Raw genomic sequence first — 13,565 nt, forward strand, 5'->3', positions numbered from 1 at the left:
TTACCTGGAGCTGCCGGTGCACAAGCAAACAGCTTCCAAAAAGATTTAGAGGTTTATTTAACGGAAATTAGTACAGAACGCGGCTTTCCGATCACAAAAACAGATATTGAATTATCTCTGTCTCTCTATGACTTCTACCTGGAGGAATTTGATACCGTTGAAGAATTAAAGGATTTCTTAGGAGAAGTCATCCGTGCAGATGGAAGTAATTTAAAACAAATTTATGATGATTATGAAATTGACCGGGAAATACTTGAAGCAACCCTGGCTGAATTTGGGAAAACCCTGGATGATTATATTTTCTTAGATGATCTCGAGATGGAAATAGATTTTTATTTATACACACTCATACCAAGAGATCCTGATTTTGACCAAAAGCTGACAGATTACTTAGCAGAAGCAACAAATATTCGCGGTTTTCAAGTCACTCAAAATCATATTGAAAATTCCTTAGCTCTTTATGGAAGCCATTTAAATGATTTTAAAACAGTTGATGAATTATCTGGATTTTTAGGAGAAATAATCCATCGAGACCTGAGTAATGTCGGTCCTTATTTTGGGATGAATAAAGAAGATGTGCTTCAGCTTGTTTCTGATAATGGATTAGACATCAATAACTATGTTTTCTTAGATGATTTATCCTACGATTTAGATGAGGAAATCATTTGGGAAGAGGATGATTTCTTTGATTTAAGCTTTTTTATGCAGGAATTTGATTTAACAGAGGAAGAGCTGCTTCGTCTGGAAGAGCATATTCGAAATATTCCTGGTATCACCAGCGATGAATCCATTGAAAGAATGCTGCATTTAGCTGATCGGATGATGGCATTTTCTGACTTTGAAACAGCTAAAGAGCTAACACCTGGACAAATTGCCGAATTAATGTCTATTTTCCAAGAATTTATTGATATCTTCCAGTTCCATGTAGAATTTGTACTTGTTACAGATCAAGGAGAAGAACCGCTCTCTCTGCAAGCCTTATTCAGCTTAACAAAGCTTGAAAATGCCGATTTAAAGGTAAATATTTATAACCTTCAGGGAGACTTTCTTGCCGATTTAATTATTTCCGGGGAAATAGTAGATTCAGATACAATTATAGATACTGGAAATGCGATTCAAAAAGAAGCTTCCAAGAAACCAGAAACTATCGTTATTGAAAGAAACGACAAAGAAGCTCCAGCGGAAAACAAAGCTTCATTTAAGCCTGTGTCATCAACTAAGTCTGTGTCACCAAAAGCTGCTGAAGTTGAAATCATATCACAAGCAGCTTCCGAAACGGAAAAAGGAGAAAAGCTGCCTGATACCGCTTCGAATTATGCTGAAAAAGGTATTTGGGGTCTCGTATTTATTATTGCAGGCGGGGTATTGCTGTTCTTAACAAGAAAAAGAAAGCATGCAGCATAATATCAATTCATTTTCAGCTTTTCCAAGACCTTAAAACCAATCAATAGAATTCTGAATATGTACATGCTATATTGAAACAGGAATAAATGATTGGAAAGGCGGAATTCCCATTGTCTATCATACTGCAACGTATCTATGAAAAGTCGGACGAACCGGGATATCGTGTTTTAGTTGATTTAGTCTGGCCGCGGGGAATTTCAAAAAAAGCGGCGGAGCTGGATGATTGGGCTAAAGAAATAACCCCTACATCGGCATTACGAAAATGGTTTAACCATGACCCTGAAAAATTTGCAGATTTTAAAGCAGCATATAAAAAAGAATTGCTTCATGATGACGCGAAGTTAAAGAAATTGGCGGAGCTGCAAGAGCTGCAAAAACAACAACCGCTTATCTTACTGTATGCTGCCAAGGATAAAAAGCATAATCACGCCCTTATTTTAAAGGAAGTTCTGGAAAGCCGGCTGCCTAAATAATTATATTCGTACCATCCAGACTTAAATAACAGCAAAAGCGTACCTGTCTACTTGACTGGGTGCAGTTCATAACAAGGTACGCTTTTGTCTACACATTAAAATTAACAATATATTTATGAAGATCCGTACGATAATAAGCAACTGAGTATTCTACCAGCTTGTCCCGCTCATCATACGAAAAACGTTCACGCTGTAATAACGGCTGCAGCTCAATTTCCAGCATCTCTGCAATAGCTGGTTCCGGAATGGCTACACTAAATTCATCCTTGAACCGAAAAAAGCGAATCCCTTGTTTATAGAGCATATCGTATAATGAATTGACAAATACATTGGGATCATCCGGCAAGGAAATAGAGGATGGAATATAATGTCTAAAGTGGATATACGGCTCCTCATTTAATGTATAAAGGCGTTCTACACAATAAGCACCATCTCCAGCCAAATCACTGATAGAAGGCAGAATATCCTCTACTTTGGTTACCTCAATCAGCTGTTTGCCTAATTGATGCCCTTCTCCAATCAGGTATTCAGAAAAACGCTGTCCTTTGGAAAGCTTCGAAACAGCCTGGTTCGCCAGCACAGTCGTACCAATCCCGCTTCTTTTCTCCACATAGCCTTCCTGAGCCAATTGTTCCACCGCCCGGCGAATTGTAATTTTACTTACTTCGAATTCCTTTTCTAATTCCGGCTCGGAAGGAATTAAGCTATTTTTAGGATATTGACCGTTAATAATTCTTTCCTTCAATATATCCTTTACCTGCAAGTATAAAGATCCCTGTCTTAAATTTAGCTTCATTGTCATCTCTACCCTTCTATATCCAAAGCTGAAAGCTGCCATATTCCCAATATATTTTTTTCTATTCTTTCATTGTACCAGCAATCATACGCATAGTGAACTTTATAGTCAACCCGAAAATACGCCTTTTCTTCTATCATTCATAATGAATAATGCTGCCTCTTTTATCTATTTTGTACATACTATCCCTATACAGCCGCTTCATACTTGGAAAATGTCTTGGATACACCCCAAGTAATAAAGTAAGCAGAAAGGCTGCCTCCGAAAAAGAAAAGCACAGCCGGGAATGCATGAAAGATGAAATAACCTGCTAAACCGATACAAGCCAGTAAGAATACAGTGAGTATCGGATGTACAATCGCAACAATCAGCGGCCACTTCAAGCACTCTTTTGTTTTCAGCTCAAAATGAACATACACCGGAAACAAATAAACGACAAATATAGCGAGTAAAGCAAAAGCAAGAACAATAGAAAATTGCGCCATCTGATAAACTAATGCGGTCTGTGCCCCGAGAATTTGAAATTGAATCGAGAACAAGTAGCCAAGCGCAAACAAAATCATACCAATACGGTTTGCTTTCCAAAATTCCTGGCGATAAATTTCCCAAAAAGCTGCAAAAATCCGAACCTCATCCTCTCCTCTCTGCCACTTGCGGATAATAGCAAACATCGCAACAGTCGCAGGCATGACTCCAAAGAAAAGAAGACCTGCTATTGCAAATAGAATCCATAGTATATTCAAGTAGGCAAAACGCGTTATCCAAATTGCAAATGTATAATATCCACGAGCTACCTCTGCCATCATTATCTCTCCTTTACTTTGTTTACTTCTACTCCTTCACGGACCCTATCAATACACCTTTTACAAAGAAGCGCTGTAAGAATGGATATACAATAAGCAGCGGCAGTGCTGATACGATAATAACCGCATATTTCACAAGAGATGCTGTCTTAATTTGATCTGCAAAGGATTGAGCACTCCCGGCGGCACTGGATGCACTGTCTGCACTTACTTCATTTAGAATGAGAATCTGCCGCAATATGAGCTGGAGCGGGAACTTATCTTCACTCCGTAGATAAATCAAAGCGTTAAAATATTGATTCCATAATGCGACACCATGGAATAGTGCCATTACGGCTATGATGGGCATGGATAATGGTAAAACAACCTTAAAAAATAAATAGATATCACTGGCGCCATCAATTTTGGCTGCTTCCACAAGCTGGTCAGGTATTGTCTGCTGAAAGAAAGTCCTCGCAACCAGGATAGACCAGGCACCAACCACTCCCGGTATTACAATTGCCCACATCGTATCCAGCATTTGCAGGTTACGGACTACCAGATACGTAGGAATTAATCCGCCGTTGAATAACATTGTAAACAGGATAAACCAAAGCCAGGCTTTCTTGCCCATTAATTCTTTCCGCGATAATGCATACGACGCTGGCAAGAGGACAAACAAATGAATAATGACACCGACTGCTGTGTAAAGAATGGTATTTTTATACCCTGTCCAAATCGCATCATTCTGAAAAACGCGTTGAAAACCTTCGAACGTCACATCTACCGGCCAAAGCCACATCCTCCCTGTGTTTACGGCATGAGGATCACTAATGGACGCACTAATTACAAATATGAGTGGATAAATAATGATTAACGTGATTAGCAGGACGAATAGAAAATTGAGTCGATCAAAGGCTTTATCCGACAAACTGAATCTTGACATAATGCATCTCCCTCCCTACTACCATAAGCTGTTCTCGCTAACTTTTCGTGCAATTTGGTTCACGGTAATTAACAATACAATATTAATGGCTGATTCAAATAATCCTACCGCTGCTGCAAAGCTATACTGCCCCTCTAAAATACCGGTTTGATACACAAACGTTTGAATAACATCGGAAGTCTCCGAATTTAATGTATTCTGCATTAAAAGAACTTTTTCAAAACCAATTTGCATGAAATTACCTATATTTAAGATAAATAAAATGACGATCGTCGGCATAATACTTGGGATATTAATACGTAAAATGCGCTGCACCCTCGTTGCACCATCCACCTTAGCAGCCTCGTGCAGCTCTGGATTCACTCCTGCCAGTGCAGCAAGGTAAATAATTGTGCTCCACCCCAATGTCTGCCATTGGCCTGACCATACAAAGATATGGCGGAACCAGTCCGGGCTTGTTAAAAACGGGATTGTATCCATGCCAAGTAATCTTAATAAGTGATTGATCAGTCCTGTATTGGGATCCAGAAAAGCTACAAGCATTCCTACAACGACAACAACAGAGATAAAATGTGGCGCATAAGTTAATGTTTGTGTCCATTTTTTAAATGCACCGTTCCGAAGCTCATTAAATGCTAAAGCTAAAATAATTGGTAATGGGAACAGAACAAGCATATATAGGTTTAAAATAATGGTATTTTTGAGTAATCTCCAAAAGTAATAGGAGCTGAAGAAACGTTCAAAATGCTCAAACCCGACCCACTGACTTCCCCAGATACCAAGCGTTGCATAATAATCCTTAAAGGCAATCTGCACACCGTACATCGGTATATAATGAAATATAAAAAAGTACAAAAAGACTGGCATCATGAAAAGGTAAAGCTGCCAGTTACGCAGAAAATTCTTCTTGATAGTGGCTCCTCTGCCCTTTTGTATGGATTGATCCTTTGCCATCTTTCGGTAGACCTCCTTCTTCCTATGGAACAGCTCTGACAAATAAAGCGCTGTCACAGCAAAACTCCATGTTTATGAGTTATGTAATCAATCTGTTAAAGTACCCGGCTTGTAAAAAAGAGAGGGCATGAGATATACTGCCCTCTCGCTGTTAACGAACCTTTGGGAACATACACTTTAATTTGATTGATAGCGATCATATGCAGCCTGGTAAACTTCCAGCAATTCTTCCATTCCCATCTGCTCAATCGTCTGGACATAGTTATCCCAGCCATCTAAATCTTCATCGCCTGTAATAAATTTGTCGCGCATTTCTTCTACATACTTGTTAATATCCTCACCTGTTGATTGCAGAATACGGTTTTCTTCTTCTGTGAAAGTAAATCTTGGCCACACCTCATCAATTACCTGTGGTGCAATTTTTTCAGCAGCTGCCAATGATTGTGGTGCTGTTTCACCGCCTTGGAAGTAATCTTCTTTAATAATACCGCTGATGGAACCAAGCCATGTTAAATCCTGGGCAATTGCTTGTTCAAATGTCATATCACCTTCCGGATTTAAAATATGATCACTATAAACAGCTTCTCCATCTTCTACTTCAAACGTTTCTCCTTCTACTCCCATGTAGTAAAGCTCTGCACCTTCATCACCATAGAAGTGATCCATCCAGCGTACAGTTGCCTCCGGATTCGGGTTATCACTCGAAATAACCAGGTTGGAAGGATCCCATACAGAGGATGACAGCTTATTATAAGACTGATACCCATTAGGACCTTCTAATGCTGCCAGACTATTATATTGTGAACCAACTTCTTCACCGAATAATTCAATCGGATCATAGAAAATCATACTTCCATATAGATTATCTGATGCATTGGCAAGGAATTGTCCCCATTCAATTGTGAAAATACTTTGATCAATTAACCCTTCTTCATAAAGCATATTAATATATTCCAGCATATCTCTATATTCATCTGTTGTTGCATAGTAACGGACTTTGGAATCGTCATTTGGATCTAGGTCCAGATTGGTATTTGATGGACCATGATTCATCACTCCAAATGATCCGGACAGCCATTGAACCAGCTCTACAATTGCTGTTCCGCCATAAGGAATCGTATTTCCATTTCCTGCTGGATCAAGCTCTTTTACCGCTTTTAAATATTCATAGAATTCACCTGTTGTTTCCGGAATATCCATATCCAGCTCTTCCAGCCAATCTTCATTAATCCAAGGTCTTGCACTAAGCCGTAAAGAAAGAAAATCCTCTTCAATTAATGCTGGCATAGAATACATATTGCCATCCGGGAAAGTAATTGCTTTTTCAATGGTCGGATCATTTTCCATGAGTTCTTTTAAATTCGGTGCATATTCATCAATTAAATCATTTAATGCTAAAAAAGAACCCTGGGAACCATATCGTAATAAGTCTGTATTCGTCAGCTGCGCTAAAAAGAAAGCATCCGGCAGGTCACCGCTTCCTAATGCCAAGTTCCGATTTTCCTCTAAAGCATCCGGACTGACCAGATTCCAATTCACATTAACATTTGTTAAATCTCTGTACTCATTCCAAATTAAAATATCATTCCAGTCATTGTTTTCATTTTGTGCGGGCTTGTTCGCAAAGAAAGTAAGCTCTAATTCCTCTTCAACAATCGGAAAGCCAGTCGCGTTGACATTATCACCGCTTGCTGCTTCTCCCTCATTACTACCGCCATCATCTCCATTGCTGCACGCATATAAAGCGCTTACAAAAGTAATTGTTGCTATTAAGAAAAACAATTTCTTCAACATAATGACCCCCTTTTAAGTAGGAAAAAATGTAAGACGAGCTTCCGCACAATGCGGTGGCTTCTACCCCAGCCACACAGTGTGGGCAATTTTAGCAGAAGTTCCTTTGACAGTCAGATATACCTTCTTTATTTTACTATTTTAATCTACCACTCCCTTATCAAATGAATCATCTGAGATGCGTATTATTTTGCTTATTCAAAATAGTATCACTATTTCATTAAAGTGTCAACATAACATTATAATGATTAATATATTCTTTTGTATTATTTTGTAGAAACTGCTGTATTCTCCTAAATATCATATTCTAAAAGGAATATAAATGCTATATACCAACGATACATACAGGTTTTTGAATAGGAAATGTATCACTTATCATTGAATATGTATTATTCATTTGTCTGAACACTGTTATATTATCACTATTCTGATTGCAAACAAATAATTGCTTATTTATTGATTGGTTACTACAAAAATGCCTGGGCCATTCTCCTTCTACAGGAATAGAAATCTCTTTTTCAAGCCTGCCACCTTCTCTCACATGAAAAAGAGTCAATGAATCTGCTCCTCTGTTAGAGGTAATCACTTTGCCGGCGACGTATTGAATTTCTGCACCATAATTCTTCCATTCATGTACTGTTTCCACTTCCTGAATACACTGCATGGAAGCTGCCCGATCAGTATACTGATACACAAATACACTTGATTGATACTCATTGACTACATACAGCACCGGCTTATCAGGGTGAAAAGCAATATGCCTTGGTCCCGCTTTTTCCGGTATCGTCATGCTTTGGGATAGAAGCAGATGTTTTTGATTTTCATCCCATTGATAGATATATATTTTACTTCTGCCAATATCCGTCATAATTACAAAAGAAGTGCCCGGAATTTGCCGGATTGTGTGTATATGAGAGATTTGATTATCTTCAGAGGTGAAAGCAATATGCTCCACCTCCTCCTGCAAACCGCCTATCTCATTCAGTGCATAAACAACAGCACCGGCTTTCGAATAATTGCTGACGAATAAATAATTCCCACAGGCACTTACCTCTGCATAGCATGGCCCGCCATGCGTCGGTAATCGGCTCTCTTCTTTCAGACGATGATTTTCATAGTCTATTTCATAGCAAACAACTTCTCCGGCCTCTGTCTCACTGACAGCATACACGTAATTTTTCACCGGATGCTTTGCTAAAAAGGATGGATTAATGATTCCATCTTGTTTTCCCAGGCGTTCAATATCACCAGATCCGGCATCTATTTTTAACCAGTGAATACATGCCGAATCCTCCTCCCCGTAACAGCCAACAAGTACTTCTGTATACTGCTTATCCATCCGCTCTCCTCCTTACTGAAATTCTCACAGCTCATTCCCGGCTGATTAATAAATCGGCAACACATGAAAGAATACATTAGGTGAAGCCATCCGGTAATAATAGCTGCACCAGCCTAAACCGCTGGATTCCTCTACATTTGGAGAAAAATACAATCTCTCTTGCTCCAGCTCATCAATTTTATCCACATTGCCCTTTACATAATCATTAATTCGTATGCAAGCTGTATCTAACCGCTGTAATACCCCTCCATAGCGGATATCCATTACTTCCCAGCCAAAAGGTTTATTTAATGACAGCCATTGCTTTCGATGAGCTGCCTGCAGTGCCTTCACCCGCTCTATTACTTCTGGTATAACTTCCTCGGCAATATCCTGCAGCTTTTCTTTATCCGCTGCATCATAAGCTGTTTTCAATTCCACACCTAAATTTCCTTTTTTCGCAAGGACCCGGCAAAGCTTTTCCTGCACATCAAAAAAGCGATCCGGAGCCTGCTGATTATGCTGCTGAATCTCCTCTGCCAGCTGCTCATAAAAAATCCCGACATCATGATTTTCAACATGCTTATCAAACAAGCCCAGCAGCACATCCTGCCATAATAAAAATTTAGAAGGATTTGTCTGCAGTGTATTTCCTTCGTCCACACCCGGCGGCTGATCCATTTTATTTAATGCCAGGAGTGCATCTGGATCAACCCCCGTACAAAACAGTGCACGTTCCTTGACACGGTTTATATCTATTTCTGCATGGTAGGCATGTTCAGCATAATATTGCAATCCAAAAAGAGCATTGTACACATTGTTTTCATAGCCGTCATCTCCCCAAAGCGTCACAAACACATCTTCAATGCCCTCCTGCTTACAGACAGTAAGTGCCGGTTCACTGGCAGTCAGGGAAATTTGATAATTCGGGGCAAAGGTATTCCATACCCACATTCCGCCGGCAAATGCCGGTGTACTGCCAAAACGCTTCAATTGCTGCAGCATCCGTTTATAGTGCTCCTTATCTGCTTGAGCGTATTGCCAGTACATATACTGCACATTATCCGGCAGCTGATTAACAATATACTCCGGTAAGTCTGTCGTTTTGTCATAGCGGTCCCCTGTTTCAGAAGCCAGCTTTAAAAACATATCACTCCACATCACGGCATGCAGATGATATTTATCTGTTATTTCAACAATCTTATCCAGATGGGCCTTCATTAAATCAAAGCGTTCTTTAAAGCCATTGATATTTAAATATCTTCCACGTCCTACCTCTTCTGCTTCATCCATGCCGATATGAATGCGGCTGCTCCGGAAAGGCCTTGTTGCTGCTGCAATCATCCGGTCCAGCAAATCATACGTATCGTCACTCTCTAATAACAGTGCCCCGCGTGTATCCTTATATTTATAAGCTGCATCCCATTTTAGAAATTCCTCTAAATGCGCCAATGTCTGGATACAAGGAATCAGCTCAATCCCAAATTGATTTGCATAATCATCCAGCTCCCGCAGTTCTTTTTCACTATAGCGTCCGCGCATATAACCAAAATATGGTTCTCCTTCGACTTCATATGTATCCTCCATATACAGCATGGCCGAATTATGACCCATCACCGCTAATTTCCGGATAAAATCCTTTAAAGTGGACAGCTTCATTGTCATATTACGCGATAAATCAAACATGGGGCCTATACTGGAAAACTGCATGGTCTCTTGAATATGAATCTGCTTATCTCCTTTGTTTAATTGCTCTAAAAGCAGACCAAGTGCCCTGAAAAAATGACATGGCTGCTGATAGGTAATCGTTCCAGTTTCCTCATCAAACTCTACCATTAACCCTTTGACAAGCTTATCCTGCTTGCCCGTCAGTACTGCAGCTCCTTTTTCCGCTACAGTAAATCCATAAGCCTCCTGCAATTCCTCAATTCCCGAGCGCAGGTTCTCCACATCGCCCTTAAACAGAATATCCAAATGTCTTCACCCCTTCTTAATATATGCTGTTCCCTTAAATCATAACGTTATAATGTATTGTTTTATAAAAAAAGTTCTTCCAAGAGAACAGCATGTAAATGATTCTTTTGTTTTTGAAAACCCTTCCAAGTAATTAAATTCGCCTTTTATTCGTAAACTCCTTCTTTTTCCACAAAAATGTTTAATATTTTTTCTTTTATAAGCATCTTCATCTTAAAATTGGCTAAAAAATAAAAGCGGTGAACTGCGTAAATAAACAGTTCATCGCTTTTTATTTTAATCTTTTGCCATCGCAAATTCATGCTCATCTAATTTTTGTTCGTTATTATTGTTATTGAGTGCAAAGATCGAGAAAATAACAAAGAGTACTACAATCGCACCCAAAATATAAAATGTTGTCTCATAGCTGGTCTGGTCATAAATCCAGCCGACTAATGCAGAAAAGACAATAACTCCGATTTCACTCGATACCTTAAACCCGATTAGATAAACGGTTGCAGAAAGCCGTACATCAAAGTTCGCAGCAATATATTTAAACACTGCAATCAATAAGATCGGTAATTCTACTGCATGAAGCATTTTCATAAATGAAATACCAAATCCGCCTGTTACCATTGCTGAACCGATAATACGGAACGCCATGATACCTCCTGCCAATACAAGAGAACGCTTAATTCCAACTTTATTGACGATAAATGGTGCTAAAAATAGGAAAATAGCTTCCACAAATACTTGTATAGAATTAAGGATTCCATAGACCGTATTTCCATCTGCGCCGCTCTCCGAGAATAGGCTTACAAAGTAAACCGGGAAAAGCTGCTGATCGTACACTGTATAAATACAGACTGTACCAAACAGGTAAATAATTAAAAACCAGAATATCTTATTTGAAAATAGGAAGCGGATATCCTTCATAGATATATTGGATACACTTTTTTCTTCTGTTTTGGAAACTTCCACCTTAAAAAATACATTAATTAAAAGGAAGATAATCCCTGTCCCTGATGCAATCCAGAAATTTATGTGCGGGTTAATGCTCATCAGCGCCCCTGCACCAATTGCAGCAACGGCATAGCCAAGCGATCCCCACATACGTGCTTTACCAAATTCAAAATCATATTTACGGCTGAGCTTTTCTGTAAAGGATTCCAAAAATCCTGCGCCAGCGATAAAACCTGCGCCTAAATAAATGGCTCCGAGAGCTGCTCCCAGGTAAAAATTATTTAAAAGCAGCGGTTCATATACATAAATGACGAATGGTGCGATAAAAACCAGTACCACACTCTGTAACCAGACAAGATTTTTCTTCGTACCTAATTTATCCTGCATATATCCATAAAGGATCATAAAGAATAAAGAAAAAAATGAGTTGAACGAATAAATCGTTCCTACTTGCGCACCAGTCAGTTCAAGGCTGTTATTCAGCCAAATTGCATAAAAAGACCACCAGATAGACCAGGTAATAAAGAAGAAAAATAGATATCCAGACGAGAACCAGTACTTGTTATTCTTTAAAAAATCCATGTTTATTAAATCCTTTCTTTCAGATGACGCGGAGGGAGCAGAACCCCCTCCACCCATTAATCATTAATTCCAAATAGACTTTAGCTGTGTCCAGGATACATTATCTATCTGCAATACATCATTTACTGCAAATACTTCCAGCTGTGTCACTGTTCCTTGTGGATAAATCAGGTTCGTTGATACAGTTAATCCGTTGTTTAAAAATAACTCAACAGAGGATCTGTCAACAATTGCTGTCAGGTTCTGAACATCCAATCCATTCAAGGTGCCTTTTATCTCTTCCGGGAACTCCTCTGAAAAATCAATCATTCCTTCTGTGCGATAGAACGTGTATGTGTTTTCCTGTGTATCAATTGCTAATTGGAATACCTCTTCTTGATCGGTAACAAATTTCACACCCCATTTTGTGCTGCTGGATGCTTCTGAAATCCGTAAATCTATCTGAGCCGTATCACTAATCGCATAGCTTTCTGCTGTATCTGGTTGAATGGTTACATCCTGATAAGAAGCTGCTTCTTTACGATTGTCTGCAATAACAGGCGTCTGCTTTAATAAAAGATTTCCGTCTTTTTCATATAACGATATCTTCCGTGCCAGGCTCATAGCACTGCGCCATGGTGACACAGGCATAACCCCTGCATATTGCCAATTACTCATCCAGCCGATCCAGTACGTATCTTCTGTATTATCCCAGCTGACTGCTGCATAAAAATCTTTTCCTGCATCTGCCCATTTTAATGCATCTTCCGGTTTTTCATTCGGATGAAACACTTTACCATCGAAGCTTCCCGTAAAGTAGTAAACTGCTGAACCGCCATTAGGTCCGTCCGCATTAATACTTACAATCAGAACCCATTCTTTTTTGGAACTGCCTTCTACTGGTAAATAAAGAAGATCCGGACACTCCCAAACGCCAATATGGGAAGGGTATTCTTTGCCAAATGAGGAGAGGTACGTCCAATCAATAAGATTTGGTGAGTTATAAAACTGAATATGATCTCCGCAGGCTAACGCCATCACCCACTTTTTACTGTCTTCATGCCAGGAAACCTTTGGATCACGAAAATCTTTTATTTTTGTATTTGGAATAACTGGATTTCCTTCATACTTTATCCATGTTCTTCCTTTATCTTCACTGTAGGCAATACTTTGCTGCTGGCTCTCCCCATCATGGGTGAAGATAGCAACCAGACCACCAGAAGCGCTTTCAAACAAGCCGCTCGTATTATTTTTATCGACTACTGCTGAGCCTGAGAAAATCGTTCCCAATTCATCTGGAGCTAACGCAATACCATGCTCTTCCCAATGATACAGATCCGTGCTTGTTGCGTGACCCCAGTGCATATCTGCATGATCATTGGAATGCGGATTACGCTGGTAAAATAAATGATACTCTCCCTCATAGTAAACGAGTCCATTCGGGTCATTAATCCAGTTTTCCTTTGGTGTGAAATGAAGCTGCGGACGATGTTTTTCTTGATATAACATTGAAATCTCCCTCTCTTTGAAATTATTTTATGTTTAATGAAAACCATAGAAAACGGTATCAGTTATGTATATGTACTATTATCTAATATTCTCATAGTTGTGTCAACCGGTTGAC

The 13,565-nt window shown here is 39.3% G+C and carries 11 protein-coding genes; 2 read left to right on the forward strand and 9 right to left on the reverse strand.

Going from position 1 to position 13,565, the window contains the following annotated elements:
* Together FLK20_RS21150 and FLK20_RS21155 are read left to right on the forward strand one after the other, a co-directional pair.
* The coding region (locus FLK20_RS21150) for a processed acidic surface protein (RefSeq protein WP_152658581.1) at nt 1-1,404 on the forward strand (1,404 nt) is incomplete at its 5' end.
* Nucleotides 1,405-1,514: 110 nt separating this feature from the next.
* Nucleotides 1,515-1,877, forward strand: coding sequence for a DUF488 domain-containing protein (locus FLK20_RS21155; protein ID WP_152658582.1), 363 nt, complete (start codon nt 1,515-1,517; stop codon nt 1,875-1,877).
* Between the two features lie 88 nt (nt 1,878-1,965).
* On the opposite strand, the gene FLK20_RS21160 is transcribed toward FLK20_RS21155, so the two are convergent.
* The 9 genes from FLK20_RS21160 to FLK20_RS21200 form a co-directional block, all read right to left on the reverse strand.
* Nucleotides 1,966-2,679, reverse strand: coding sequence for a GntR family transcriptional regulator (locus FLK20_RS21160; RefSeq protein WP_227995254.1), 714 nt, complete (start codon nt 2,677-2,679; stop codon nt 1,966-1,968).
* 182 nt (nt 2,680-2,861) lie between these two features.
* Entirely contained in the window at nt 2,862-3,476 is a 615-nt protein-coding gene (locus FLK20_RS21165; RefSeq protein WP_152658583.1) for a YesL family protein, read from the reverse strand.
* A 28-nt stretch (nt 3,477-3,504) separates the two neighbouring features.
* Complete coding sequence (locus FLK20_RS21170; protein WP_152658584.1) at nt 3,505-4,401, reverse strand: carbohydrate ABC transporter permease; 897 nt, start codon at nt 4,399-4,401, stop codon at nt 3,505-3,507.
* 18 nt (nt 4,402-4,419) lie between these two features.
* Complete coding sequence (locus FLK20_RS21175) at nt 4,420-5,355, reverse strand: ABC transporter permease (protein ID WP_152658585.1); 936 nt, start codon at nt 5,353-5,355, stop codon at nt 4,420-4,422.
* 177 nt (nt 5,356-5,532) lie between these two features.
* Nucleotides 5,533-7,146, reverse strand: a complete 1,614-nt coding sequence (locus tag FLK20_RS21180) for an extracellular solute-binding protein (protein ID WP_370453229.1) — start codon at nt 7,144-7,146, stop codon at nt 5,533-5,535.
* A 325-nt stretch (nt 7,147-7,471) separates the two neighbouring features.
* Nucleotides 7,472-8,485: a lactonase family protein gene (locus FLK20_RS21185; RefSeq protein WP_152658587.1), complete on the reverse strand. Its 1,014-nt coding sequence runs from the start codon at nt 8,483-8,485 to the stop codon at nt 7,472-7,474.
* A 45-nt stretch (nt 8,486-8,530) separates the two neighbouring features.
* Nucleotides 8,531-10,438 (reverse strand): beta-N-acetylhexosaminidase, encoded by a 1,908-nt coding sequence (locus FLK20_RS21190; protein WP_152658588.1) that lies wholly within the window; start codon nt 10,436-10,438, stop codon nt 8,531-8,533.
* 276 nt (nt 10,439-10,714) lie between these two features.
* A complete protein-coding gene (locus FLK20_RS21195; RefSeq protein ID WP_152658589.1) occupies nt 10,715-11,962 on the reverse strand; it encodes an oligosaccharide MFS transporter in 1,248 nt (415 codons plus the stop codon).
* Between the two features lie 63 nt (nt 11,963-12,025).
* Nucleotides 12,026-13,450, reverse strand: coding sequence for a glycoside hydrolase family 32 protein (locus FLK20_RS21200; RefSeq protein ID WP_152658590.1), 1,425 nt, complete (start codon nt 13,448-13,450; stop codon nt 12,026-12,028).
* Between the last annotated feature and the right edge of the window lie 115 nt (nt 13,451-13,565).

Origin of the sequence: Oceanobacillus sp. CFH 90083 (genome assembly GCF_009389585.1) — a bacterium.
Lineage (GTDB): Bacteria > Bacillota > Bacilli > Bacillales > Amphibacillaceae > Oceanobacillus.

What these genes read in the sequence shown, in the direction of transcription:
- FLK20_RS21170 (WP_152658584.1), bottom strand. Translation starts at nt 4,401, where the DNA reads ATGTCAAGATTCAGTTTGTCGGATAAAGCCTTTGATCGACTCAATTTT.
- FLK20_RS21195 (WP_152658589.1), bottom strand. Translation starts at nt 11,962, where the DNA reads ATGGATTTTTTAAAGAATAACAAGTACTGGTTCTCGTCTGGATATCTA.
- FLK20_RS21185 (WP_152658587.1), bottom strand. Translation starts at nt 8,485, where the DNA reads ATGGATAAGCAGTATACAGAAGTACTTGTTGGCTGTTACGGGGAGGAG.
- FLK20_RS21200 (WP_152658590.1), bottom strand. Translation starts at nt 13,450, where the DNA reads ATGTTATATCAAGAAAAACATCGTCCGCAGCTTCATTTCACACCAAAG.
- FLK20_RS21175 (WP_152658585.1), bottom strand. Translation starts at nt 5,355, where the DNA reads ATGGCAAAGGATCAATCCATACAAAAGGGCAGAGGAGCCACTATCAAG.
- FLK20_RS21165 (WP_152658583.1), bottom strand. Translation starts at nt 3,476, where the DNA reads ATGGCAGAGGTAGCTCGTGGATATTATACATTTGCAATTTGGATAACG.
- FLK20_RS21160 (WP_227995254.1), bottom strand. Translation starts at nt 2,679, where the DNA reads ATGACAATGAAGCTAAATTTAAGACAGGGATCTTTATACTTGCAGGTA.